Consider the following 24,941-nt stretch of genomic DNA (forward strand, 5'->3'; position numbering starts at 1 on the left):
TGACACGGGAGTCAGGCCGATGCAGGGTGCGAGCGTTCGCAGCGGCAGGGTATCCTCGCCTGCTGATGATCCAGCATGGTCGAGAAACCAGGCAGAGTACGCGTTGAACATCGTCATTGTTGACGACCAGACGTCCGCGCGGACGATGCTGCGTCACGTCATCGAAGATATCGCGCCGGAACTGAGCGTGTATGACTTCGGTGATCCGTTGACCGCATTGGCCTGGTGTGAGGCGCATCCGGTCGACCTGCTGCTGCTCGATTACCGCATGCCGGAGATGGACGGGCTGGAGTTCGCCCGCCGTTTCCGTCGCCTGCCCAAGCATCGCGACATTCCAGTGATCCTGATCACCGTGGTCGGCGACGAGCCGATCCGTCAGGCGGCGCTGGAAGCGGGGGTCATCGACTTCCTGGTCAAGCCCATCCGTCCGCGCGAACTGCGCGCGCGCTGCTACAACCTGCTGCAGCTGCGCCAGCAGACCGAGAACGTGAAGCAACGCGCGTTGTCGCTGGAGCAGCGCTTGCTGGCCAGCATGCACGAGGTCGAGGAGCGCGAACGCGAGACCCTGTCGCGGTTGGCGCGGGCGATCGAGTTCCGTGATGCCGGCACCAGTGCCTACCTCGAACGCATGGCGCGCGTGGCAGGGCTGATCGCCGAGCAGCTGGGCCTGCCCGAAGACGACGTGCGCCTGATCGAGATGGCCGCGCCGCTGCATGACATGGGCAAGATCGCCATTCCCGATGCAGTGCTGCTCAAGCAGGGCAAGCTCAACGACGAGGAGCTGGCGATCATGCGCCGGCACCCACGCATCGGCCATGAGCTGCTCAGTGGCAGCCAGAACCGCTTCATCCAGGTCGGCGCGTTGATCGCGCTGCGCCACCACGAACGTTACGACGGCAGCGGCTACCCGGATGGGCTGGTCGGTGAGGCGATTCCGCTGGAAGCGCGCATCGTCGCCGTGGCCGACGTCTTCGACGCACTCATCTCACCCCGTCCGTACAAGGAAGCATGGACCATGGAAGCTACACTGGCCTATCTGTATGCCCAGCGTGGCCGCCTGTTCGATCCACGCTGCGTGGATGCGCTGATGCGCGGCCACCAGCAGTTGATGGATATCTGCGCCCAGCACTCGACGGCATCGACGCGACCGGGTGGGTGACATGCAGGACCTGTTCGCACGCGTGAAGCGCCGGTTGGCGCAGCGTCCGGATTCGGAACATGGCCAGGCGATCGTGCGGGTGGTGCTGATCTCGCTGATCCTGGTCTATGTTCTGTTGTCCGGTGCCCGCCAGCACCGGTTGGATCAATATCAGGGCGTGCTGGCGACGGTGCTGACCGGGCTGGGCCTGTCACTGCTGCTGTTTGGCTGGTTGCTGTGGAAGCCGGAGCGCTCCGATCCGCGACGGGTGGCCGGGATGCTGGCCGATTACGGCCTGATCGCGGTCGGCATGATCCAGATGGGTGAGCCGCTGGCGTGGGTGTATGCGGTGGTGATGTGGGTCACTGTGGGCAACGGCCTGCGCTTCGGGCCGCGTTACCTGGCCGCTGCCATCGTGCTGGCGATGGTCAGTTTCGGCACCACCGTGCTGCTGACCCCTTACTGGCAGGCCAACCTGGGGCTGGCCATTTCCCTGTGGTTGGGGTTGCTGGCAGTACCGTTGTGCTGCTCCTCCCTGCTGCGCCGAAGGATGCGACATCCGAACATGGATACGACCCCCGCCGCCGCCCATAATCGCTCGCTGTTGGCCCGCTTCAGGCAGCGCCTGTCCGGGAGAGAAGACAGCGAGCACGCGCAGAACCTGATCCGCATCGTGATCACCGCGCTGTTCATCAGCTACCTGGGCTGGCGTTCGCTGAGTGGCGGCGGTGAGGCACTGACTGCGACGTGGCTGATCCTTGCCTTCGAGCTGACCATCTCCGCCGGCCTGCTGGCGGCGATCCTGGTCAATCCGGGTGTTTCGCATGTACGAAGGGTGATCGGCATGCTGACCGATTACACCTGCATGGCCTGGATCATGACCATCCAGGGTGAGCCGGCGGCACCGCTGTATGCGGTGATGCTGTGGGTGACGATCGGCAACGGCATGCGTTACGGCAGTACGTACCTGCGCGTGGCCACGGCCATGGGCTGCCTGGCGTTCCTGTGCACGGTGATGCTGTCGCCGTACTGGCGCGGTCACGATTATCTGGGCTGGGGCCTGCTGCTGGGCCTGGGCGCGATTCCGCTGTACTTCGATTCGCTGTTGCATGCCTTGACCCGCGCGGTCGCCGAGGCGCGCCAGGCCAACGAAGCCAAGAGCCGTTTCCTGGCCAACATGAGCCATGAGTTCCGCACGCCGTTGAACGGGCTGGCCGGCATGACCGAAGTGCTGGCCACCACCCGCCTGGACGACGAACAGCGCGAGTGTCTGAACACCATCCAGGCCTCGACCCGCAGCCTGTTGGCGCTGGTGGAAGAGGTGCTGGACATCTCCGCGATCGAAGCCGGCAAGGTGCGCGTGGAGTGGCACGAGTTCGCGCTGGCCGACGTGCTGCAGGCGATCAACCTGATCCTGACCCCGCAGACCCGCTCCAAATCGCTGGACTACCGTGTGCAGGTGGACGACAACGTGCCGCCGCGCCTGCTGGGCGATGCCGGGCATCTGCAGCAGATCCTGCTGAACCTGATGGGCAACGCGGTCAAGTTCACCGAGAGCGGCTACGTGCATCTGCGCGTGTCCAGCCCGGATGCGCTGGGCAGCGACCGGGTGCGGCTGCGATTCGAGATCGTCGACACGGGCATCGGCGTGCCGGTGGCGTTGCGCGGGCGCCTGTTCAATGCCTTCGAGCAGGGCGATGTCGGCCTGGCCCGTCGTCATGAGGGAACCGGCCTGGGCACGGCAATTGCCAAGGGCCTGGTCGAGTCGATGGGCGGGCAGGTCGGCTATGCGCCAAACAGCCCGCGCGGCAGCGTGTTCTGGGTCGAGATCACGCTGGACGTGGCAGAGACCTCATCAGCCCCGGCGGTTTCGTCCGAGGTGGCTGAAGCCGGCAATGTCATCGCGTTTTCCAATCCCTTCCTGCGTCATCGTGCGCGGGTGCGCAGCCTGCGGGTGCTGGTGGCCGACGACCATGAAGCCAACCGCATGGTGCTGCAGCGGTTGCTGGAGAAGGCCGGCCACAAGGTGACCTGCGTCAATGGCGGCGCCGAAGTGCTCGATGCGTTGGAGCAGGCCAGTTACGACGCAGCGATTGTCGATCTGCACATGCCCGGCATGAGCGGACTGGACCTGCTCAAGCAGTTGCGGGTGATGCAGGCCAGCGGCATGCCTTACGTTCCGGTCATGGTGCTGAGCGCAGACGTCACCCCCGAGTCCATCCTGCGTTGCGAGCAGGCCGGTGCCCGCGCCTTCCTTGCCAAGCCCGTGGTGGCCACCCGTCTGCTGGAAGTGCTGGCCGATGTCGCCGCCAACACCCGCGCCGAGTCCGGCATCCAGTCGGTGCCGGCATTGCCGGTTGGCGATGGCGTGCTCGATACCGCGGTGCTGGACGAACTGGCATCGCTGGGCATGGGCGATGGCTTCGAACGCAAGTTCATCGACCAGTGCCTGGCGGACGTCGACGCGAGCATGGGCCAGCTGCAGGGCTGCGGCGAGCGCCAGGCCTGGGAGGATTTCCGCGAGCACGCACACGCGCTGCGCGGTGTGGCGAGCAACCTGGGGCTTGTCCAGGTTGCCGCCTCCAGTGGCGAAATCATGCGCATGGCGGACTGGCAGCTGAAGGGTGAATGGAACGCCCGCCTCGGCAGCCTGGCGACCGCCCTGCGCAACGGCAGGAATGCGTTGGCTGCCCGTAGTGCGGGAGCAGCGCACCGCGACGACAGCGAGCGCAGCCCGTCCTGACCCGCCGGACGGTCAGGCCGGGTCGCCATTGCGCCGGGCCTGCGCCCGTACCAGCCGATCCATGGTGCGCAGGGACTTCTCGCCGAGCTGCATGGCGGTGTCCACCCAGATCTCGGTGATCCGCATCATTTCATGCAGTGGCACCATGGTGGCGATCTCGTTGACTTCACGCATCGCCGCCCACGCGTGCGGAATGCGCCGGCTTTCCTTGATCACCTGTTCGACCGCGGCAACACCTTCGCCCACCGGCACCACGATGTCGACCAGGCCCATCTCCTTCAGCTGGCTGGCGGTGTAGAGGTTGCCTTCCAGCATGATCTTCTCGGCCAGGCGTGGGCTGATCCGCTGGCACAGGAAGGAGTAGGCGCCCATGCCCGGGAACAGGTCGAACAGCACCTCGGGCAGGCCCATCAGCACGCCTTCCTCGGCGACGATGGTGTGGCAGCTCAGTGCGGCCTCGAAGCCGCCGCCCAGGGCATTGCCCTGGACCAGGGCGATGCTGTGGGCACGGGTGCCCAGGCCGGCATGGAAGGCATGCACGCCGCGCACGCAGCGTTGGGCATAGTCGAGCAGTCGGGCGCGGTCACCTTCGCGGATCAGCCGGCAGAACAGCTCAAGGTCGCCGCCCAGGTTGAACACGTCACTGTCCGAGGCAAGAACGACATGGGGTGACAGAGCGTGCGAGGCGCTTAGGCGATCGCCCAGTTCGCGCTGGTAGTCGACGATGTCATCGACCAAGCGCGAGGCGAAGCACGGCCGGCCCGGCTGGTTGACCAGGTTGGCGTGCATGTGGATCCAGTAGACATCCCGCTCGGGTTCTTCGGTGATACGCAGGGTAGGGTGCTGCGAGGGACGGGTGATGATGGGGCGTACTGCGGACATGGGAGTTCTCCGTGTGACCGTCCGGCCAACCGCAGAGCGGACGGAGAGGAGTGAGGGGGCGGGCTGAACGTGCGGCGGCGACTGATTCTATGCACCCGTCGTGAACCGCCCGCAAGCGCTGTACCGGCCATGTTCCGGTAATAAAAAGACCCCGCCGTCTCCGGCGGGGTCCCTGTACTGTCCCGTTGCCCGGAAACCCTTACTGGGCGGGCGTATCACGCAGCTCGCGACGGAGAATCTTGCCGACGTTGGTCTTCGGCAGCTCCTTTCGGAATTCTACGATTCTGGGGTGCTTGTAACCGGTCAGGTTTGCCCGCGCATGTTCCTTGACCATTTCCGCGGTCAGGTTCGGGTCCTTCTTCACGATCACGACCTTGACCACTTCGCCGGACTTTTCGTCCGGGACACCGACGGCGGCGACTTCCAGCACGCCCGGCATCATCGCGATGACGTCTTCGACCTCATTCGGGTACACGTTGAAGCCGGACACCAGGATCATGTCCTTCTTGCGGTCGACGATGTAGAAGAAGCCCCGTTCGTCCATCTTCGCCATGTCGCCGGTGTGCAGCCAGCCGTCCGCATCGATGGCGGTAGCGGTTTCTTCCGGACGCTGCCAGTAGCCCTTCATCACCTGCGGGCCCTTGATGCACAGCTCGCCCACTTCGCCCAGCGCCAGGATGTTGCCGTTGTCGTCCTTGATGCAGGCATCGGTGGACGGGATCGGCAGGCCGATGGCGCCGTTGTACTCGGGCAGGGTGAGCGGGTTGATGCAGGCGGCCGGCGAGGTTTCGGTCAAGCCGTAGGCTTCGACCAGGGTCACGCCGGTGATCTTCTTCCAGCGTTCGGCCACGGCACGTTGCACCGCCATGCCACCGCCCAGGGTGAACTTGACCGAAGAGAAGTCGATCTCGTCGAAGCCCGGGGTGTTGAGCAGGCCGTTGAACAGCGTGTTGACGCCGGTGATGGCAGTGAAGCGGGTGCCCTTGAGCTCCTTGACGAAGCCCTTCATGTCGCGCGGGTTGGTGATCAGGTGGTTGCAGCCACCGAACTTCATGAAGACCAGACCGTTCGCGGTCAGCGCAAAAATGTGGTAGAGCGGCAGGGCAGTGATGATCACTTCCTTGCCCGGCTCGATGCCCGAGGTCGACAACCACGCTGACGCCTGCTGCATGTTGGCGATCAGGTTGCGGTTGGTCAGCATCGCACCCTTGGCCACGCCGGTGGTGCCGCCGGTGTACTGCAGGAAGGCGATGTCGTCGTGGTCGACCTCGACCGGCGGAAGGGCATGGCGGCTGCCCAGCTTGAGCGCCTGCTTGAAGCGGACGGCACCCTTGATGTGGTAGTTGGGCACCATCTTCTTGACGTACTTCAGGACGAAGTTGACGATCGCGCCCTTTGCGCCGAGCAGGTCGCCCAGGCCGGTGGTGACCACGTGCTTGACCGGCGTATCGGCGATGACCTGCTCGACGGTGTCGCCGAAGTTGTCGACCACCACCAGGGCACTGACGCCGGCATCGACCAGCTGGTGCTTGAGTTCGCGGGCGGTGTACAGCGGATTGACGTTGACCACGGTCAGGCCGGCGCGCAGCACGCCGAAGGTGGCCACCGGGTACTGCAGGCAGTTGGGCATCATCAGAGCGACGCGGTCACCCTTCTTGAGCTTGAGCTCACCCAGCAGGTAGGCGGCGAACTGGGTGACCAGCGCATCCGTCTCACCATAGGTGAGGACCTTGCCGAAGCTGGAGTAGGCGGGACGGTCGCGGAATTTCGCGACGGAAGCGTCGAAGACCGAGGCGACCGAATGGAATTCGTTGACGTCGATTTCGGCGGGAACGCCTTTCGGATAGCTCTGCAGCCAAGGACGATCCAGACTCATATTCCCCCTCCAGGAATCGTGATGTTTTAGGTTACGGCCCTGAGCGTATCGACAATGGCCGTTCATTGCAGCATACCCCGCCGTAGGGAAAACGCGAAGAGGCCCCGAGGGGCCTCCTTGCTAGGTAATGCCGGCCGCCGGCCGGCATCTGCGCTCGATCGGGATTCCGGTGGATGCCGGCCAGCGGTCGGCACTACCGTGGCCCCAAGCGGGGCGCTTGCGTCAGCCCTGCTTGCGTACCGGTGCGCCGTTGGCCTTGTAGTACGGCGCGGTGCTGCGGGCCAGCGGGGTGCGGCCACGGATCACGTCGGCCAGCTTCTCGGCCATCATGATGGTCGGCGCGTTGAGGTTGCCGGTCACCACCTGCGGCATGATCGAGGCATCGACGATGCGCAGGCCTTCCAGCCCGTGCACGCGGCCCTGGCCGTCGACCACCGCCATCGGGTCATCGGCATGGCCCATCTTGTTCGAGCACGACGGGTGGTAGGCGGTCTCGGCATGCTCGCGGACGAACGCATCGATCTGCGCATCGGTCTGCAGTGCGCTGCCCGGCGAGATCTCGCGGCCGCTGTACGGAGCCAGCGCCGGCTGCGCGAAGATCTCGCGGGTGATGCGGATCGCTGCGCGGAACTCGCGCCAGTCCTGGTCGTGCGACATGTAGTTGAACAGGATGCTCGGATGTTCGCGCGGATCCTTCGAACGCACGTGGATGCGGCCGCGGCTGGGCGAGCGCATCGAACCGACGTGCATCTGGAAGCTGTGCGCCTTGATCGGGTTGGAGCCGTTGTAATTGATTGCCACCGGCAGGAAGTGGTACTGCAGGTTCGGCCAGTCGAATTCGGCATCGCTGCGGATGAAGCCGCCGGCCTCGAACTGGTTGCTGGCGCCGATGCCGGTGCCCAGGAACAGCCATTCAGCACCGATGGCCGGCTGGTTGTACAGCTTCAGCGCCGGGGCCAGCGAGACGGGCTTCTTGCACTCGTACTGCAGGTACATCTCCAGGTGATCCTGCAGGTTGGCGCCGACGCCCGGCAGGTGGTGCACCAGGTCGATGTCGAGGCTGCGCAGCAGGTCGGCCGGGCCGACGCCCGAGCGCTGCAGGATCTGCGGCGAGGCGATGGCGCCGCCACACAGCAGCACTTCGCGGCGCGCGGTGGCACGCTGCGGCTGGTCGTTGTGCAGCCACTGCACGCCCACCGCACGCTTGCCCGAGAACAGGATGCGGTCGGTCAGCGCGTGGGTGACGATGGTCAGGTTCGGGCGCGGCTTGGCCAGGTCCAGGTAGCCGCGGGCGGTGCTGGAACGACGACCCTTCGGGGTCACCGTGCGGTCCATCGGGCCGAAGCCTTCCTGCTGGTAGCCGTTGAGGTCGTCGGTGCGCGGGTAGCCGGCCTGCACGCCGGCCTCGACCATCGCAGCGAACAGTTCGTTGTTGCCGGCCTTGGGCGTGGTCACCCGCAGCGGGCCGTCACCGCCGTGGTAGTCGTTGGGGCCGATGTCACGGGTTTCGGCCTTGCGGAAGTACGGCAGGCAGTCCAGGTAGGTCCAGTCTTCCACGCCGGGCATGCTGGCCCAATTGTCGTAGTCCATCGCGTTTCCCCGGATGTAGCACATGCCGTTGATCAGCGACGAGCCACCCAGCCCCTTGCCACGGCCGCAGTCCATGCGGCGGTTGTTCATGAAGGGCTCGGGATCGGTCTTGTACGCCCAGTTGTAGCGCTTGCCCTGCAGCGGGAAGGCCAGCGCCGCCGGCATCTGGGTACGGAAGTCGAGCCGGTAGTCCGGGCCACCGGCTTCCAGCAGCAGCACGCTGACATCGGCATCTTCGGTGAGGCGGGTGGCCAGCACGTTGCCGGCCGAACCGGCGCCGATGATGATGTAGTCGTACTCGTTATGGGTGCTCATGGGTGTCTCCTGCAGGCCGGGGCGCGCTGCATGCAGGCGTCCCGGCGGAATGTCGGATCGGCGCGGTGGCCGGACGAAGGTGCGCGCTCGGGGCGCGCCGATCAGAACACGCTGGTGTAGTCGCCCAGTTCCACCTGCACCGACTTGATGCGGGTGTAGTGGCCGAGGGTGGAGATGCCGTTCTCACGGCCGACGCCGGATTCCTTGTAGCCGCCAACCGGCATTTCGGCCGGCGATTCGCCCCAGGTGTTGATCCAGCAGATGCCGGCTTCCAGGCGGTGGATGATGCGATGGGCGCGGCTGACATCCTTGCTGACCACGCCAGCGGCGAGGCCGAAGGTGGTGTCGTTGGCACGACGCACCACTTCGTCTTCGTCGTCGTAGGCAAGGATGCTCATCACCGGCCCGAAGATCTCTTCCTTGACGATGGTCATGTCATCGCGGCAGTCGGAGAACACGGTCGGCAGCACGTAGGCGCCATTGGCCAACGCGCCTTCCGTGGCACGGCCGCCGCCGGTCAGCAGGCGGGCGCCTTCGGCCTTGCCGCTTTCGATGTAGCGCAGCACGTTTTCCATGTGCGGGAAGCTGGTCAGCGGGCCGAAGTTGGTCTCGGCGGCCATCGGGTCGCCGATGCGGATGCGCTTGACGCGCTCGACCACGGCGGCTTCGAAGGCGGCGAGCATGCTGCGCGGCACGAACACGCGGGTGCCGTTGGTGCAGACCTGGCCGGAGCTGAAGAAGTTGGCCATCACCGCGATGTCGGCGGCTCGGTCGAGGTCGGCGTCATCGCAGATCACCAGCGGCGACTTGCCGCCCAGCTCCATGGTCACTTCCTTCAGCGACGAGGAAGCAGCGCTGGCCATGACCTTCTTGCCGGTGGCGACGCCGCCGGTGAAGGAGATCTTCTCAATCACCGGGTGCTCGGTCAGCCACTGGCCGATCTCGCGGCCCGGGCCCTGCACGACGTTGAACACGCCGGCCGGCACACCGGCTTCGGTGTAGATCTCGGCCAGCCGGATCGCGGTCAGCGGGGTCACTTCTGAGGGCTTGAACACCATCGCGTTGCCGGCGGCCAGGGCCGGGGCCGACTTCCACATGGCGATCTGGATCGGGTAGTTCCAGGCGCCGATGCCGGCGACCACGCCCAGCGGCTCGCGGCGGGTATAGAAGAAGCTCGATTCGCGCAGCGGCAGCTGGATGCCTTCGATGGCGGTGGCCAGGCCGGCGTAGTACTCGACCACGTCGGCACCGGTGACGATGTCCACGGTGGTGGTTTCGGCCAGTGCCTTGCCGGTGTCCAGCGTTTCCAGGTGCGCCAGTTCGTCGTTGCGCTCGCGCAGGATCTCGACGGCGCGGCGCAGGATGCGCGAACGCTCCATGGCAGTCATCGCGGCCCACACCTTCTGGCCTTCGGCCGCGCTCTGCACGGCACGTTCGACGTCGGCCTGGCTGGCGACCTGCACTTCAGCGATCACCTCACCGGTGGCCGGGTTCACGGTCTTGAAGGTCTTGCCGCTGGTGGCGTCGACGCGCTGGCCGTGGATGTAAAGCTGTTGGACGGGCAGGGTGGTCATGGGGGCGTACTCCTTGGAAGGGGGCGGGTGCTGAAGCGCTTATAGCGCGCCAGCCTGCAACTGGAAGTCGATATAGCCGTAAGCGATGCGCCGGGACTTCTCGGCGTTGAACTGGCCGCCGACCAGGCTGCCGCGCAGCCACAGGCCGTCGATCATCGCGGCCAGGCCACGGGCGGCCAGGCGGGCCTGCGGGTGGGGCAGCAGGCGGTTGAACTGGTGGCACAGGTTGGAGAACAGGCGCTGGTCGTTGGCGCGCTGCAGCCGGGCCAGTTCCGGCTGGTGCATGCTGGCGGCCCAGAAGGTGAGCCAGACGCGCATCGCAGTGCCGTTGATCTGGCTGTCGTCGAAGTTGCCATCGACGATGGCGCGCAGCTGCTCACGCGGGTCGTCGCCAGCGTCGGCACGGTAGCGGGCGACCGCGTCCTTCAGTTCACGCAGGATCTGCCGCATTGCAGCATTGAGCAGGCCGTCCTTGTCGCCGAAGTAGTGGGCGACGATGCCGCTGGACAGCCCTGCTTTCTTCGCGATGGTGGCGACGGTCGCATCGGCCATGCCGATCTCGTCGATGGTCTGGAAAGTGGCCCGGATCAGCTGTTCGCGCCGTACCGGTTCCACGCCTTTCTTCGGCATTGTCTCTCCACGGATTGCGACCCGAAGGATCGGGCTGCCCGCCATTATGCTTTTTATTGATTGAACGTTCAATCAATAAACCCTAGGATGCGCTCGCGCCCCACGCCATGGGCCCGGTTTACCGGTCCGGCCCCGCCCATGTGCCCCCTCGGACTTGATGAGACGACCCCATGTCTTCCCTGGCTCATCCCAAGCGTTCGCCCCTGCGCTTGAACCGTTTTGTCTTCTTCAGCTCTTCGGTGTCGATCGGCATCCTCGGGCTGCTCACCGTTCTCTATCCCGAAAGCAGCGAGCACTGGCTGCAGCGGGCACAGGCCGAAGTCTCGGCCGCGTTCGGCTGGTGGTACATGCTGCTGATCGTGCTGTGCCTGGGCTTCGTGCTGTGGCTGGCGTTCTCGCCGTACGGCCGCATCCGCCTGGGCCACAACGAGGAATCACCAGCCTTCGGTTACGTGGCCTGGGTCTCGATGCTGTTCTCGGCCGGCATCGGCATCGCGCTGCTGTACTACGGCGCCTATGAGCCGCTGGACCATTTTCTCAATCCGCCCGGGCAGCCCGGCGGGACCGTGGCCGCCGGCCGCGAGGCGATGGTGCTGACCTTCCTGCACTGGGGCCTGCACGGCTGGGCGCTGTACGCGCTGGTCGGCGTGGCGCTGGGCTACTTCGCCTACCGCCGCGACCTGCCGCTGGCGCTGCGCTCGGCGCTGTACCCGATCTTCGGTGAGCGCATCCATGGCCGCATCGGCGACATGGTCGATGGCTTCGGCATCCTCGCCACGCTGATCTCGATGGTGACCAACCTTGGCATCGGCGCGCTGGTGGTGCAGTCCGGCCTGGTCTACCTGTTCCATATCCCGGATACGCCGCAGGTGCTGGTGGCGATCGTGCTGGTGATGATGGTGGTGGCCACCATCGGCGTGGTGGCGGGTGTGGAGAAGGGCATTGCCTGGCTCTCCAACCTCAATGTGCGCCTGCTGTGTGGCCTGCTGCTGTTCGTGCTGGTCACCGGCCCGACCCTGCACCTGTTCGACGGCCTGATCCAGAACACCGGCGATTACCTCGGCGCGTTCGTGCGCAAGAGCTTCGACATGTACCTCAACGACCCGAAGGGCCGTGAGTGGATGGGCTCGTGGACGCTGTTCTACTGGGCGTGGTGGATCGCCTGGGCGCCGTTCGTCGGTCTTTTCGTGGCGCGCATCTCGCGTGGCCGCACCATACGCGAAGTGATCATGGGCGTGCTGCTGATCCCGCTCGGTTTCACCCTGGCGTGGCTGTCGATCTTTGGCAACACCGCCATCGACCTGGTGCTCAACCACGGCCAGGCGATCCTGGGTGACGTGGCCCAGCACGATGCGGCGATGACGCTGTTCAAGCTGCTGGAGTACCTGCCCGCTGCGCCCTATGTAGCCGGTGCCGCGGTGGTGATCGGCTTCGTGCTGTTCCTGACCCCGGTCGACTCGGGCACGCTGATGATCGCCAACCTGTGCACCCGTCGCGTTGACGATGGCGTGGAAGATGGCCATGACGCGCCGATCTGGCTGCGCGTGTTCTGGGCCGTCGGCATCACTGTGGCCAGCGTCGGTTTGCTGCTGGCTGGCAACTTCAGTGCGATGCAGACGGCGGTGGTGCTGTGCGGCCTGCCGTTCTCGTTCACGCTGGCGTTCTACATGTGGGGCCTGCTGAAGGCGCTGCGCACCGACCCGGATGCCCCGCGACGCTGAGGGCCGGTGCGGGTGGGCATCGGCGCATGCCGATGCCTGCCGCATTTCATTGCATTCCTAGATACTTCGGATGACGTTGTGATCGACCATGGGTCTCTTCAAGCAGGAGATCCCGATGAAACGACTTCTCTATGGCCTGTTGCTGTCCGCTGCAGTTCCGCTGCGTGCCGAGCCGATGCCTCCGCCGATGCAGCAGCTCGATTTTCCGGTACTGGCGGTGGGTGACATCGGTCAATTCCGTGTCCACGTGCCGGCCTATGCTGGCGGGCAGGGGCGCGTGTCCTATGCTGCACATGCGCTGATGCCGGGCAGTGACGACGATCGCGGCTACCGCTTCATTGCAGTGGCCTGCGGCGATGGTGGGTTTACCCCGATGGTGCATTACGAAGACCGTGGCGTGGTCTGTTCGCGCATCGGCCAGGCGCCGCATCCGGCGTTCGAGATGGTGGTGACGGTGCTCAACACCGGTGCCTCCGACGGCGAGACGGTGATGCCGGAGGGCCTGCGCGGCCTGGTGTATGACGTCGGGCCGAGTGCAGCGCCGTGGCGGATCCATGGTGTCAGGCCGTAAGGCAATGCAGGCCAACCAGGAGTGCGCCGCCTGCGCGCAGGGAGTAGAGCCAGGCCATGCCTGGCTGCTGTAGAGCCGAGCCCATGCTCGGCTCTACAGGTGTAGAGTCGACTGACAGTCGACTCTACCGGTGTGACGCGTTATTTGCTGGCCAGCTGGCGCAGCACGTACTGCAGCAGGCCGCCATGACGGAAGTACTCCACTTCCTTCGGAGTCAGCAGCATCACCGAGACTTCGAAGGTCTTCCTGGTGCCGTCGGCCTTGGTCGCGGTGACCGTGGCGCGCTTGCTGGCACCGTCCTGCAGGCCGGTGATGTCGATCACTTCCGAACCGTCCAGGCCCAGGCTCTGTGCGTTCTCGCCGTTGCGGAACTGCAGCGGCAGCACGCCCATGCCGACCAGGTTGGAGCGGTGGATGCGCTCGAAGCTCTCTGCGATGACCGCCTTCACCCCCAGCAGCAGGGTGCCCTTGGCCGCCCAGTCGCGCGACGAGCCGGTGCCGTATTCCTTACCGGCCAACACCACCAGCGGCACCTTGTCGGCCTTGTACTTCATGGCGGCATCGTAGATCGCCAGCTTCTCCGGCTGGCCGCCGCCGGCCGGGTAGTACAGAGTGTTGCCGCCTTCCTCGCCACCGAACATCAGGTTCTTGATGCGGATGTTGGCGAAGGTGCCGCGGACCATCACGTCATCGTTGCCGCGGCGGCTGCCGTAGCTGTTGAAGTCGGCCGGCTGCACGCCGCGCTCCTGCAGGAAGCGGCCTGCCGGCGAGTCCTTCTTGATGTTGCCGGCCGGGGAGATGTGGTCGGTGGTGATCGAATCGCCGAACAGGCCCATCACGCGTGCGCCGTGCACGTCGTCGATGCTGCCGGTCTGCATGGTCATGCCATCGAAGTACGGCGGGTTCTTGATGTAGGTGGAGGCATCGCTCCACTCGTACAGATTGCCGTCCGGCGAAGCGATGGTGTTCCAGCGGGTATCACCCTTGAACACATCGGCGTAGTTCTGCTTGAACATCTCCGGGCCGATGGTGGCGGCGATGACATCGCCGATTTCCTTGTTGCTCGGCCAGATGTCGCGCAGGAACACCGGCTGGCCATCGCTGCCGGTGCCCAGCGGCTGGGTGGTCAGGTCGATGTCGGTGGTGCCGGCGATGGCGTAGGCCACCACCAGCGGCGGGCTGGCCAGGTAGTTCATCTTCACTTCGGGGTGCACGCGGCCCTCGAAATTGCGGTTGCCGGACAGCACCGAGGTGACCACCAGGTCGCCGGTGGCGATGCCGGCGCTGACTTCGGTCGGCAGCGGGCCGGAGTTGCCGATGCAGGTGGTGCAGCCGTAGCCGACCACGTAGAAGCCGATCTTCTCCAGCTCCCTCAGCACGCCGGCCTTTTCCAGGTAGTCGGTGACCACGCGTGAGCCCGGCCCGAGCGAGGTCTTCACCCACGGCTGGCGGTTCAGGCCCTTGGCGGCCGCGTTGCGGGCCAGCAGGCCGGCACCGATCATCACCGCCGGGTTGGAGGTATTGGTGCAGGAGGTGATGGCAGCGATGACCACTGCACCATCTTTCAGGCGGACCTTGCGCCCTTCGATCTCGATGTCTGCAAAGCCCTTGGCCAACTGCTCGTTGCCAACCGCAGCGCCGCCGCCTTCATTGACGAAGGTGGAGACATCCTCGCTGCGCTTGTCGCGGTTGGCGGTCATGCCGACCAGTGCTTCGCGGTAGTTCTTCTGCACGTCTTCCAGCAGCACGCGGTCCTGCGGACGCTTCGGGCCGGCCAGCGACGGCTTCACCGTACCCATGTCCAGTTCCAGCGTGGTGCTGTACTGTGCGTGGGGGCTGCCCGGCCCGTGCCACAGGCCCTGCGCCTTGGCATAGGCTTCGACCAGATCGATCTGCTCTTCGCTGCGGCCGGACAGGCGCAGGTAGTTCAGCGATTCGGCGTCGATCGGGAAGATGCCGCAGGTGGCGCCGTATTCCGGGGCCATGTTGCCGATGGTGGCGCGGTCGGCCAGCGGCAGGTGCTGCAAGCCGTCACCGTAGAACTCGACGAACTTGCCGACCACCCCTAGCTTGCGCAGCATCTGGGTGACGGTCAGCACCAGGTCGGTGGCGGTGGCGCCCTCGGGCAGCTTGCCGGTCAGCTTGAAGCCGACCACCTGCGGGATCAGCATCGACGACGGCTGGCCCAGCATGGCCGCTTCGGCTTCGATGCCGCCCACGCCCCAGCCCAGCACGCCGATGCCGTTGATCATGGTGGTGTGGCTGTCGGTACCGAACACGGTATCGGGGTAGGCGACCGCCTTGCCGTCCTTGTCCGCCGTCATCACCACGCGCGCCAGGTTCTCCAGGTTCACCTGGTGAACGATGCCGGTGTTCGGTGGCACCACCTTGAAGTTGTCGAAGGCCTTCTGGCCCCAGCGCAGGAAGCCGTAGCGTTCCTGGTTGCGCTGGAATTCGATCTTGCCGTTGAGGTCCAGTGCGTCCGGCTTGCCGAACACATCGACCTGCACCGAGTGGTCGATGACCAGTTCGGAGGGAATCTGCGGATTGATCTGCTCAGGCGAGCCGCCAAGCTTGACCACCGCATCGCGCATCGCGGCCAGGTCGACCACGCAGGGCACGCCGGTGAAGTCCTGCAGGACCACGCGCGCCGGCATGAAGGCGATTTCGGTGTCCGGTTCGGCCGCCGGGTTCCAGCGGGCCACGGCTTCGATGTGGTCCTTGCCGACGGTGATGCCGCCGTCCTCGTGCCGGAGCAGGTTCTCCAGCAGGATCTTCATCGAGTAGGGCAGGTGGGAGATATCGAAGCGCTGGCCCAGCGTGGGCAGGCTGAAGTAGTCGTAGGTCTTGCCGCCGACGTTCAGCTGGCTGCGGGTGGAGAACGAATCGCTCATGCGGGGTAACTCCTTCTTGCGGATGGCTTGCAGTGGCCCGCGCATGGGCGGACCTGCTTGCGGTCGCCGCGGGCCCGACGGCCCCGGTGGATCCAGTATGAACCCGAAACTGAATGGATTCACCCGGGCCGGGATCCGGCCTGCGGCATCGGTTCCAGACTACAGGGGAAGGTGTATGGCGTATGTCACGTTTGTGGCCGATCCTTTGCGAGGCAAGGGCTGGCGGGGTGCCGGTCCTGTTCAGGGTGGAAGTATGCCCGGGGAAGTATGTATAATTTGTGCATACTCTGGAGGGCCTACCGATGGAAGCCACTGTTGCAGAACGCGGACAGATCACCCTGCCCAAGGCGGTGCGTGATGCCCTCGGCCTGACCAAGGGCACGCTGCTGAAGGTAGAACTGGACGGCAGCCGCATCATCCTGCGCAAGAGTGTTGACGATGCCATTTCACGGGCGCGCGGCAAGTTCGCGCTGGACGGTTTCGAATCGTCCGACGCAGCGGTACGCGCGGTGCGTGACGAGGAATAAGCCGTGATGATCGCCGTCGACTCTCCGGTGCTGGTCGAGCTGCTGAGCAATGGTCCGCAGGCCGATGCCGTGGAAGCCATCCTCAGGCAGAGCCTGGTCGGTGGCCGAGTGGTGGTCTGCGGCGCGACCCTGGCCGAGGTCTGCGCATCGCTGCGCGGCGGCGCCGAGGTGCTGGAAGCGCTGGAAGAAATGGGCGTGCACTTCAACCCGATGGAAGCCAAGTCGGCGCTGCGCGCCGGCGAGATGCACCGCCGTCACCGCCAGCGCAGCGGCAGCCGCCGCAGCCTGGATGAATTCATGGTCGGCGCCCACGCACTGTTGCAGTGCGATGGCCTGATCACCTGGAACGATACGTTTTACCGCGACTACTTCAAGGGCCTGAAGCTGATCGTGCCGCAAGCCTGAGCCCACTTTTTTCAACCTACGCATTACCCGGGAGTTGTCATGTTGGAAGCCTACCGCCACCACGTCGCCGAGCGCGCTGCGCTTGGCATCCCGCCGCTGCCGCTGAGCGCGCAGCAGACGGCCGATGTCATCGAACTGCTGAAGAACCCGCCGCAGGGCGAGGCCGAGTTCCTGCTCGACCTGCTGACCCACCGCGTGCCGGCCGGCGTCGATGACGCGGCCAAGGTCAAGGCCTCGTACCTAGCGGCGATCGCCTTGGGCAGCGAGCAGAACCCGCTGATCAGCCGTGAGCGCGCCACCGAACTGCTGGGCACCATGCTCGGCGGTTACAACGTCGCCCCGCTGGTGCAGCTGCTGGGCGACGCCAGCGTCGGCACCATCGCCGCCAACGGCCTGAAGAAGACCCTGCTGGTGTTCGATGCGTTCCATGACGTGCAGGAAAAGGCCAAGGCCGGCAACGCCAACGCCCAGGCCGTGCTGCAGAGCTGGGCCGATGCCGAGTGGTTCACCAGCAATCCGGAAGTGCCGCAGAGCCTGACCGTCACCGTGTTCAAGGTGCCGGGCGAGACCAACACCGACGACCTGTCGCCGGCACCGGACGCGACCACCCGCCCGGACATTCCGATGCACGCGCTGGCGATGCTGAAGAACAAGCGCGACGACGCGCCGTTCACCCCGGAAGAAGACGGCAAGCGCGGCCCGATCCAGCAGATCCTGTCGCTGAAGGACAAGGGTCACCTGGTCGCCTACGTTGGCGACGTGGTCGGCACCGGTTCCTCGCGCAAGTCGGCCACCAACAGCGTGCTGTGGTGGACCGGCGATGACATTCCGTTCATCCCGAACAAGCGCGCCGGTGGCGTCTGCCTGGGTTCGAAGATCGCCCCGATCTTCTACAACACCATGGAAGATGCCGGTGCACTGCCGATCGAGCTGGACGTGTCGAAGATGGAGCACGGCGATGTGGTGGAACTGCGCCCGTACGACGGCAAGGCGCTGAAGAACGGTGAAGTGATCGCCGAATTCCAGGTCAAGTCGGAAGTGCTGTTCGACGAAGTGCGCGCCGGTGGCCGCATTCCGCTGATCATCGGCCGCGGCCTGACCGGCAAGGCGCGTGAAGCGCTGGGCCTGGCCCCGACCACCCTGTTCCGCCTGCCGGTGCAGCCGGCCGACACCGGCAAGGGCTTCTCGCTGGCGCAGAAGATGGTCGGCCGCGCCTGCGGCCTGCCGGAAGGCCAGGGCATGCGCCCGGGCACCTACTGCGAACCGAAGATGACCTCGGTCGGCTCGCAGGACACCACCGGCCCGATGACCCGCGACGAGCTGAAGGACCTGGCCTGCCTGGGCTTCTCGGCCGACCTGGTGATGCAGTCGTTCTGCCACACCGCCGCCTACCCGAAGCCGGTGGACGTGAAGACCCACCACACCCTGCCGGAGTTCATCTCCACCCGTGGCGGCGTTTCGCTGCGTCCGGGCGACGGCGTGATCCACAGCTGGCTCAACCGCATGCTGCTGCCGGACACCGTCGGTACCGGTGGTGACTCGCACACCCGTTTCCCGGTCGGCATTTCGTTCCCGGCCGGTTCGGGCCTGGTCGCCTTCGCTGCCGCCACCGGCGTGATGCCGCTGGACATGCCGGAGTCGGTGCTGGTGCGCTTCAAGGGCCAGATGCAGCCGGGCGTGACCCTGCGTGACCTGGTCAACGCGATCCCGCTGTACGCGATCAAGTCGGGCCTGCTGACCGTGGCCAAGGCCGGCAAGAAGAACATCTTCTCCGGTCGCATCCTGGAAATCGAAGGCCTGCCGGAACTGAAGGTCGAACAGGCCTTCGAACTGTCCGATGCGTCGGCCGAGCGTTCGGCGGCCGGTTGCTCGGTGCGCCTGAACAAGGAGCCGATCATCGAGTACCTCAACAGCAACATCACGCTGCTGAAGTGGATGATCGCCGAGGGTTACCAGGATCCGCGTTCGCTGCAGCGCCGTATCGAGAAGATGGAAGCGTGGCTGGCCAACCCGGAGCTGCTGGAGCCGGATGCCGACGCCGAATACGCTGCCGTCATCGAGATCGACCTGGCCGACATCCACGAGCCGATCGTGGCCTGCCCGAACGACCCGGACGACGTGAAGACCCTGTCCGAAGTCGCCGGCGCAAAGATCGACGAAGTGTTCATCGGTTCGTGCATGACCAACATCGGTCACTTCCGTGCCGCGGCCAAGCTGCTGGAAGGCAAGCGTGACCTGCCGACCCGCCTGTGGGTGGCCCCGCCGACCAAGATGGATGCCTCCGAGCTGACCAAGGAAGGCGTGTACGGCACCTTCGGCGCCACCGGCGCACGCATGGAGATGCCGGGCTGCTCGCTGTGCATGGGCAACCAGGCGCAGATCCGCGAAGGTTCCACCGCGATGTCGACCTCGACCCGCAACTTCCCGAACCGCCTGGGCCGCAACACCAACGTGTACCTGGGTTCGGCGGAACTGGCGGCGATCTGCTCGCGCCTGGGCCGCATCCCGACCAAGGAGGAGTACATGGCGGACATCGGCGTGATCAACGCCAATGGTGCGGAGATCTACCGCTACATGAACTTCGACCAGATCGAGGAATACCAGGACGTGGCCAAGACGGTCGCTGCCTGATGCGGTAACAGGAAACCCCCGGCTCGCGCCGGGGTTTTTTTGTGAGCGGACGACGCATGGTAGTGCCGGCCGCTGGCCGGCAACCCGCTGAAACGAAAAACCCCCGGTGAAAGCCGGGGGGTTTTTTTGTTGCCTGATGGCCTGTAGCGCCGAGCCCATGCTTGGCTGCTGTTCGTGCGATGCGCGATGAGTCGAGCGCGGCTCGACTCTACAAAGGCATCCACGCATGGCTTGGATCTACTGGGCGCGGGAGCCCTTGAGCCGGGGCGCGCAATCAGCCGCGGGCGAGGGCGAGCAGCCGCTCGGCAATGCGCTCCAGCGGCACCTGTTCCTCGGCCGCGCCCAGCTTGAACGCGGCACCGGGCATGCCCCAGACCACGCTGGTGGCCTCGTCCTGCACCAGTGTCGGCGCGCCGGCCTGGCGCATCTCCAGCAGGCCGCGCGCGCCGTCGTCACCCATGCCGGTAAGGATGGCGCCGATGGCATTGCCGCCGGCGTTCTGCGCAACCGAGCGGAACAGCACGTCCACCGCTGGCTTGTGCCGGTTCACCGCAGGGCCGTCGTCGACGCGGCAGCGCCAGCGCGCACCGTCGCGGATGATCCGCAGGTGCTTGCCGCCGGGCGGAAGGTAAGCGTGGCCAGGCAGCACTGCCTCGCCATCGGCGGCCTCGCGCACGGCCATCGCCGAGTGCCGGTCCAGGCGTTCGGCGAAGGCGCTGCTGAAGCTGGCCGGCAGGTGCTGGGTCATCACCACGGCCGGGGCATCGGCGGGCATGCCTTCCAACACCACGCGCAGGGCTTCGGTACCACCGGCTGACGAGCCGATCGCGATCAGCCGGTCGGTGGTGCGGAACTGGGGCGTGGCGGGACGCGTCGCTGGGGTGGCGTCCAGCAGGAGCTTCGGTGCGGCAGCGCGCACCAGCGGGCGAACGCGCGAACGCGCGGCCATCTTCACTTTGGCGATGATCTCGTCGGCGTAGGCCTGCAGGCCACGCGCCACGTCCAGCTTGGGCTTGGAGACGAAGTCCACCGCGCCCAGCGCCAATGCCTGCAGGGTGGTGTCGGCGCCGCGCTCGGTCAGTGACGAGATCATCACCACTGGCAATGGGTGCAGGCGCATCAGGTTTTCCAGGAACGCCAGGCCGTCCATGCGCGGCATTTCCACGTCCAGGGTGATCACGTCCGGGGCCAGGCGCTTGATCTTCTCGCGTGCCAGCAGCGGATCGGCGGCGGTGCCGACCACGTCGATGGACGGATCGCTGGACAGGATTTCCGTGAGCATCTGGCGCACGACGGCCGAGTCGTCGACGATCAGGACCCGGCAGGGGGCGTTGCCGGTCAGGGTCATTCGAACAGCTCCACGCCGCCGGTGACCGGGGCCTTGGACAGGCGTGCACGCACCGCCGATTCGGTCGCGGCCACTTCGGCCTCATGGGCATGCGGCAGGCGCTGCACCACCACGCGGCCGGTATCGGCGAAGAACCAGATCTTGCGCGGATGAATGCCGCACAGGTCCTCGGCAATGATCGGGATGTGCTCGGCCTGCAGGTACTGGCGCACGAATTCGGCGTTGCGGGTGCCGACCGGGTTGCTGGTGAAACCCTTCAGCACGTTGGCACCGCCGAACACCTTGGCTTCGATGCGCTTGCGGTGGGCGCCACGCTTGAGCATGTCGTTGATCAGCAGTTCCATCGCATAGCTGCCATAGCGCGCAGGCGCGCCGTCACCGGCGTTGCCCTCGGGCAGCAGGAAATGGTTCATGCCGCCGATCTTCAGCACCGGGTCGCGCAGGCAGGCCGCCACGCAGGAGCCCAGCGTGGTGGTCAGCGCAGTGGTGTCATCGACCACCAGGTACTGGGTCGGCAGCAGCTTGGCGGCGATCGTCTGGAAGCGCGCATCCTGGTAGCGCATCACATCGTCGGTACGCAGCGAAGCATTCATGCGCCGGCCTTTGCCGCACGGCGGTACAGGGTGCGTCCGCAGGGCTGGATCAGGTCGGCGGCGTGCAGGTAGTTCTCAGAGTGGCCGGTGTAGAGCAGCCCGTCGTCGGCGAGGTGCTGCACCAGGCGGCCCAGAATCGCGCGCTGGGTCGGCTTGTCGAAATAGATCATCACATTCCGGCAGAACAGCGCATCGAACGGGCCGCCGACGTCATAGCGCGGGGCCAGCAGGTTGAGCGGGCGGAACTCGATCAGCTCGCGCAGTGCGGGCAGCACGCGGCACTGGCCCTCGTTGGGACCGCTGCCCCGCTGGAAGTAGCGGCGGCGCAGGTCCGGGTCGAGGCTGGTGACGCGATCGATGTTGTAGACGCCGCGACCGGCGGTGGCCAGCACCTGGGTATCGACGTCGGTGGCGATGATGCGTACCGGTGGCTTGAGGGTGCCGAAGGCTTCGCAGGCGGTGATCGCCATCGAGTAGGGCTCTTCGCCGGTGGATGCCGCGCACGACCACAGCAGCAGCGGCGTGCGGCTGGCGCGCTGCTGCAGCTCCTCGCGCAGCTTGTCGAAGTGGTGCGGTTCGCGGAAAAACGAGGTCAGGTTGGTGGTCAGTGCGTTGGTGAACGCCTGCCACTCGTCACCGTCTTCCTGCTCCAGATGGTCCAGATACTGCTGGAAGCTGCGCATGCCCAGCGTGCGCAGGCGGCGCGACAGGCGGCCATAGACCATGTCGCGCTTTGCCGGGGCGAGGGCGATACCCACGCGCTGGTAGATCAGGTCGCAGACGCGGCGGAAATCACGGTCGGCGAACTCGAATTCTCGCGGGCCGGTGACGATGGGAGTAGGACTTTGCACGGGGGACGTGTCCATCGGCAGAGGCGGCGGTCGAAGCCGCCGCGGGTGGGTCTCAGAATTCCTGCCAGTCGCTGTCACTGGCGACGAAGGCGCTGGCGTTGCTGCTGCGGCGGACCGGAGCGGACGCGCTGGTCGGCTGTGGACGTGCCACGGTGGTGACACGGGCCGGTTCCACGCGCGCGGCCACGGCCTTCACGGCGGCGGAGACCTGGTTGTCGAGGCGGAAGATCGCCACGGCGTCGGCCAGCTGGCCAGCCTGTTCTTCCATCGCACGTGCGGCGGCGGTGGCTTCTTCCACCAGCGCAGCATTCTGCTGGGTGGTTTCGTCCATCTGCACCACGGTCTGGTTGACCTGCTCGATGCCAGCGCTCTGCTCCTGAGAAGCCGCAGAGATCTCGGCCATGATGTCGGTCACGCGCTGCACCGAGGCGACGATCTCGCCCATGGTGCTGCCTGCCTCATGGACCAGACTGGAGCCTTCGGCGACCTTGCCGACCGAATCATCGATCAGTCCCTTGATCTCCTTGGCGGCAGCGGCCGAGCGCTGGGCGAGGGTACGCACCTCGCTGGCGACCACGGCGAAGCCACGGCCCTGTTCACCGGCACGCGCAGCTTCCACTGCGGCGTTCAGAGCCAGGATGTTGGTCTGGAAGGCGATGCCATCGATGACGCTGATGATCTCGGCGATCTTCTTCGACGAGGCTTCGATGGCCGACATGGTGTTGACCACCTGGCCGACCACGCTGCCGCCCTGCGAGGCCACGTCCTGCGCGCCGATCGCGAGCTGGTTGGCCTGGCGGGCATGCTCGGCGTTCTGGCGCACGGTGGAGGTCAGTTCCTCCATCGACGCGGCGGTTTCTTCCAGATTGGCGGCCTGCTGCTCGGTGCGGCGCGACAGATCGCTGTTGCCCGACGCGATCTCGCCAGCGGCCAGGGTGATGCTGGAGGCGCTGGCCTGGATCTGGCCGACGATCTGGGTCAGCTGGGTGACGGTGGTGTTGGCGTCGTCCCGCATGCGTGCGAACACGCCCTGGTAGTCGCCGTGCATGCGCGCGGTCAGGTCGCCTTCGGCGATGGCCGACAGCAGCTGCGATAGCTTGCCGAGGTTGTCATCGCTGACCGCCATCATCGCGTTGAGGTTTTCCAGCATCAGGCGGAAATCGTGATCGAAGCGCTGCGCGTCGCCACGACGGCTGAAGTCGCCTGCGGCGGCGGCACTGGCCAGCTGCTTGATCTCGGCGTTGATGCGGCCGAGGTTGGCCTTGACCGTGTCGACGGTGGTGGTCATCGCGGCCTTCTCGCCGGGGTAGCGCGCGATGTCGCGGCTCAGATCGCCCACCGCGTACTGCTGCACCACGTCCAGCACATCGTGCAGGGTCTGCACGTGGCTGCCGACCAGGGTGTTGGTCTCCTGCACCATCAGCCCGTACTCGCCGGGGAACACACTGGCGTCGATGCGGTAGCTCAGTTCGCCGCCATCGTGGCGGCGTGCCATCTCGCGCTGGCCGCCGATCACGGCGTGCAGCTGCTGCTGCATGCCGGACATCGCCTCCAGCAGGCGGCCAGGCTCATCATGCGGCTGCGGGCCGATGTGGTTGTCCAGCCGGCCCTGGGCAATGCCTTCGGCGACGGCGGTGGCCTGCTTCAGCGGGCGCGCGATGCGATTGCCGATGACCCAGCTCAGTCCCAGCACGATCAGGACCAGAATGCCGCCGGAGACGGCCATGATGGCGGTGAACACCAGCGCCTGCTGCTGCACGCCGTCCATGTACACGCCGCTGCTGACCACCCAGTTCCACGGCGCGAACAGGCCGGCGTAGGCCACCTTCTCGACCTCGCCCTTGCTGCCGGGCTTGGCCCAGCGGTAGTTGACGAAGCCGCCACCGGCCTTGGCTGCTTCCACCTGGTCGTAGTAGATGCGCACGCCGTCGTCGGTGCGGAAGTCCTTCATGTCCTTGCCGACCAGGTCCTTGCGGAACGGGTGCATCAGCAGGCGGTAGCCGGTGTCGTAGATGTTGAAGTAGTAGGCATCGCTATCGGCGCGCATCACTTCCAGCGCCTGCAGGGCGGCGGCCTTGGCAGCGTCTTCGCTGAGCTCGCCGGTACCGGCCAGGCGATGGTAGTGCTGGAGAATGCCGTAGCTGAGTTCGACCTGGGTCTTCAGCGCAGTCTTGCGGGTCTCGGTCAGGTCGAGGTACTGCATGCGGGCGGCGATCACCGAGAGCGCGATCACGCCGAGCGCGATGAGCAGCGTCAGCAGGTTGAGCTTGCGCCGGACGGAGAGGTTGCTGAAGTAGTGTTGCCAGCGATGCATGAGATTCATCGAGCAGGACCAGGTCGAAACGGGCGGGCGGCGCCGAGCCGGTCACAGCGGGACAAGCGGTGACAACCCCGTTATCGGCCGCGCGGGCGGGGGATTGAGGTGCGGTGTCCGAACGTATTCAGGTTTCCTTGCAGCGGCGGCTGCGGCGCTGCCTGCGGCAGGCTTTTGAAGCGACGGCAAAAGCAACAGCAACAGCAACAGCAACGGCGGTTGGTCGGCTCTGATTTCTCAGTGGGTGGCTGGGTCGGGGGGGGGGGGGGGGGGGGGGGGGGGGGGGGGCGGGCGGGGGGGCGGGGGGGGGGGGGGGGCGGGGCGGGGGGGGCCGGGGG

General features: G+C 66.0%; 17 protein-coding genes. 7 read left to right on the forward strand and 10 right to left on the reverse strand.

Features of this window, described 5'->3' with window-relative positions; genetic code table 11:
- Positions 1 to 19: 19 nt before the first annotated feature.
- Both rpfG and V3B46_RS09030 read left to right on the forward strand, forming a co-directional pair.
- Complete coding sequence (gene rpfG, locus V3B46_RS09025) at positions 20 to 1,159, forward strand: cyclic di-GMP phosphodiesterase response regulator RpfG (protein ID WP_006364528.1); 1,140 nt, start codon at positions 20 to 22, stop codon at positions 1,157 to 1,159.
- A gap of 1 nt (position 1,160) precedes the next feature.
- Complete coding sequence (locus V3B46_RS09030; protein ID WP_489686286.1) at positions 1,161 to 3,881, forward strand: response regulator; 2,721 nt, start codon at positions 1,161 to 1,163, stop codon at positions 3,879 to 3,881.
- A gap of 12 nt (positions 3,882 to 3,893) precedes the next feature.
- Here V3B46_RS09030 and rpfF read toward each other — a convergent pair whose 3' ends face one another.
- The 5 genes from rpfF to betI all read right to left on the reverse strand — a co-directional run bounded on the left by rpfF (position 3,894) and on the right by betI (position 10,748).
- Entirely contained in the window at positions 3,894 to 4,763 is an 870-nt protein-coding gene (rpfF, locus tag V3B46_RS09035) for a diffusible signal factor synthase RpfF (protein ID WP_012480080.1), read from the reverse strand.
- A gap of 199 nt (positions 4,764 to 4,962) precedes the next feature.
- Positions 4,963 to 6,639, reverse strand: coding sequence for a long-chain fatty acid--CoA ligase (locus V3B46_RS09040; protein ID WP_154263421.1), 1,677 nt, complete (start codon positions 6,637 to 6,639; stop codon positions 4,963 to 4,965).
- 222 nt (positions 6,640 to 6,861) lie between these two features.
- On the reverse strand, positions 6,862 to 8,544 hold the full coding sequence (gene betA / locus V3B46_RS09045; protein ID WP_329891737.1) for a choline dehydrogenase: 1,683 nt from the start codon (positions 8,542 to 8,544) through the stop codon (positions 6,862 to 6,864).
- 101 nt (positions 8,545 to 8,645) lie between these two features.
- Positions 8,646 to 10,118, reverse strand: coding sequence for a betaine-aldehyde dehydrogenase (betB, locus tag V3B46_RS09050; protein WP_329891738.1), 1,473 nt, complete (start codon positions 10,116 to 10,118; stop codon positions 8,646 to 8,648).
- 39 nt (positions 10,119 to 10,157) lie between these two features.
- Positions 10,158 to 10,748 carry a transcriptional regulator BetI gene (betI, locus tag V3B46_RS09055; protein ID WP_154263423.1) on the reverse strand — a complete coding sequence of 197 codons (591 nt, stop codon included), beginning with the start codon at positions 10,746 to 10,748 and terminating at the stop codon, positions 10,158 to 10,160.
- Positions 10,749 to 10,918: 170 nt separating this feature from the next.
- On the opposite strand from betI, the gene V3B46_RS09060 reads away from it, so the two are divergent.
- On the forward strand, positions 10,919 to 12,469 hold the full coding sequence (locus tag V3B46_RS09060) for a BCCT family transporter (protein ID WP_329891739.1): 1,551 nt from the start codon (positions 10,919 to 10,921) through the stop codon (positions 12,467 to 12,469).
- A gap of 115 nt (positions 12,470 to 12,584) precedes the next feature.
- Positions 12,585 to 13,040, forward strand: coding sequence for a hypothetical protein (locus V3B46_RS09065; RefSeq protein WP_329891740.1), 456 nt, complete (start codon positions 12,585 to 12,587; stop codon positions 13,038 to 13,040).
- A gap of 140 nt (positions 13,041 to 13,180) precedes the next feature.
- On the opposite strand, the gene acnA is transcribed toward V3B46_RS09065, so the two are convergent.
- Positions 13,181 to 15,934: an aconitate hydratase AcnA gene (acnA, locus tag V3B46_RS09070; protein WP_329891741.1), complete on the reverse strand. Its 2,754-nt coding sequence runs from the start codon at positions 15,932 to 15,934 to the stop codon at positions 13,181 to 13,183.
- A 302-nt stretch (positions 15,935 to 16,236) separates the two neighbouring features.
- Between acnA and V3B46_RS09075 the strand changes: the two genes are divergently transcribed.
- The 3 genes from V3B46_RS09075 to acnB are packed head-to-tail and all read left to right on the forward strand — an operon-like array spanning position 16,237 to position 19,497.
- The gene (locus V3B46_RS09075; RefSeq protein WP_005409505.1) at positions 16,237 to 16,461 is read left to right on the forward strand and encodes an AbrB/MazE/SpoVT family DNA-binding domain-containing protein; all 225 of its coding nucleotides are present in this window, start codon (positions 16,237 to 16,239) and stop codon (positions 16,459 to 16,461) included.
- Positions 16,462 to 16,467: 6 nt separating this feature from the next.
- A complete protein-coding gene (locus tag V3B46_RS09080) occupies positions 16,468 to 16,866 on the forward strand; it encodes a type II toxin-antitoxin system VapC family toxin (RefSeq protein WP_008267153.1) in 399 nt (132 codons plus the stop codon).
- Positions 16,867 to 16,905: 39 nt separating this feature from the next.
- Positions 16,906 to 19,497: a bifunctional aconitate hydratase 2/2-methylisocitrate dehydratase gene (acnB, locus tag V3B46_RS09085; protein ID WP_329891742.1), complete on the forward strand. Its 2,592-nt coding sequence runs from the start codon at positions 16,906 to 16,908 to the stop codon at positions 19,495 to 19,497.
- A 274-nt stretch (positions 19,498 to 19,771) separates the two neighbouring features.
- Here acnB and V3B46_RS09090 read toward each other — a convergent pair whose 3' ends face one another.
- Genes V3B46_RS09090 through V3B46_RS09105 form a run of 4 tightly spaced genes read right to left on the reverse strand, consistent with a single transcriptional unit; the run spans position 19,772 to position 24,612 of the window.
- On the reverse strand, positions 19,772 to 20,845 hold the full coding sequence (locus tag V3B46_RS09090) for a protein-glutamate methylesterase/protein-glutamine glutaminase (protein WP_154263428.1): 1,074 nt from the start codon (positions 20,843 to 20,845) through the stop codon (positions 19,772 to 19,774).
- On the reverse strand, positions 20,842 to 21,438 hold the full coding sequence (gene cheD / locus V3B46_RS09095; protein WP_014037083.1) for a chemoreceptor glutamine deamidase CheD: 597 nt from the start codon (positions 21,436 to 21,438) through the stop codon (positions 20,842 to 20,844). Before cheD ends, V3B46_RS09090 begins: the two co-directional genes overlap by 4 nt.
- Complete coding sequence (locus V3B46_RS09100; protein WP_154263429.1) at positions 21,435 to 22,304, reverse strand: CheR family methyltransferase; 870 nt, start codon at positions 22,302 to 22,304, stop codon at positions 21,435 to 21,437. The genes cheD and V3B46_RS09100 overlap by 4 nt, the downstream gene beginning before the upstream one ends.
- A 37-nt stretch (positions 22,305 to 22,341) precedes the next feature.
- The gene (locus V3B46_RS09105; RefSeq protein ID WP_329891743.1) at positions 22,342 to 24,612 is read right to left on the reverse strand and encodes a methyl-accepting chemotaxis protein; all 2,271 of its coding nucleotides are present in this window, start codon (positions 24,610 to 24,612) and stop codon (positions 22,342 to 22,344) included.
- Positions 24,613 to 24,941: the final 329 nt, after the last annotated feature.

This window comes from Stenotrophomonas sp. SMYL11 (genome assembly GCF_036320005.1).
In the GTDB taxonomy this organism is placed as follows: Bacteria; Pseudomonadota; Gammaproteobacteria; order Xanthomonadales; family Xanthomonadaceae; genus Stenotrophomonas; species Stenotrophomonas maltophilia_A.

Bases quoted from the DNA above. Each gene is read 5' to 3' on its own strand.
- rpfG (WP_006364528.1), top strand. From the start codon at position 20: ATGCAGGGTGCGAGCGTTCGCAGCGGCAGGGTATCCTCGCCTGCTGAT.
- V3B46_RS09030 (WP_489686286.1), top strand. From the start codon at position 1,161: ATGCAGGACCTGTTCGCACGCGTGAAGCGCCGGTTGGCGCAGCGTCCG.
- rpfF (WP_012480080.1), bottom strand. From the start codon at position 4,763: ATGTCCGCAGTACGCCCCATCATCACCCGTCCCTCGCAGCACCCTACC.
- V3B46_RS09040 (WP_154263421.1), bottom strand. From the start codon at position 6,639: ATGAGTCTGGATCGTCCTTGGCTGCAGAGCTATCCGAAAGGCGTTCCC.
- betA (WP_329891737.1), bottom strand. From the start codon at position 8,544: ATGAGCACCCATAACGAGTACGACTACATCATCATCGGCGCCGGTTCG.
- betB (WP_329891738.1), bottom strand. From the start codon at position 10,118: ATGACCACCCTGCCCGTCCAACAGCTTTACATCCACGGCCAGCGCGTC.
- betI (WP_154263423.1), bottom strand. From the start codon at position 10,748: ATGCCGAAGAAAGGCGTGGAACCGGTACGGCGCGAACAGCTGATCCGG.
- V3B46_RS09060 (WP_329891739.1), top strand. From the start codon at position 10,919: ATGTCTTCCCTGGCTCATCCCAAGCGTTCGCCCCTGCGCTTGAACCGT.
- V3B46_RS09065 (WP_329891740.1), top strand. From the start codon at position 12,585: ATGAAACGACTTCTCTATGGCCTGTTGCTGTCCGCTGCAGTTCCGCTG.
- acnA (WP_329891741.1), bottom strand. From the start codon at position 15,934: ATGAGCGATTCGTTCTCCACCCGCAGCCAGCTGAACGTCGGCGGCAAG.
- V3B46_RS09075 (WP_005409505.1), top strand. From the start codon at position 16,237: ATGGAAGCCACTGTTGCAGAACGCGGACAGATCACCCTGCCCAAGGCG.
- V3B46_RS09080 (WP_008267153.1), top strand. From the start codon at position 16,468: ATGATCGCCGTCGACTCTCCGGTGCTGGTCGAGCTGCTGAGCAATGGT.
- acnB (WP_329891742.1), top strand. From the start codon at position 16,906: ATGTTGGAAGCCTACCGCCACCACGTCGCCGAGCGCGCTGCGCTTGGC.
- V3B46_RS09090 (WP_154263428.1), bottom strand. From the start codon at position 20,845: ATGACCCTGACCGGCAACGCCCCCTGCCGGGTCCTGATCGTCGACGAC.
- cheD (WP_014037083.1), bottom strand. From the start codon at position 21,438: ATGAATGCTTCGCTGCGTACCGACGATGTGATGCGCTACCAGGATGCG.
- V3B46_RS09100 (WP_154263429.1), bottom strand. From the start codon at position 22,304: ATGGACACGTCCCCCGTGCAAAGTCCTACTCCCATCGTCACCGGCCCG.
- V3B46_RS09105 (WP_329891743.1), bottom strand. From the start codon at position 24,612: ATGAATCTCATGCATCGCTGGCAACACTACTTCAGCAACCTCTCCGTC.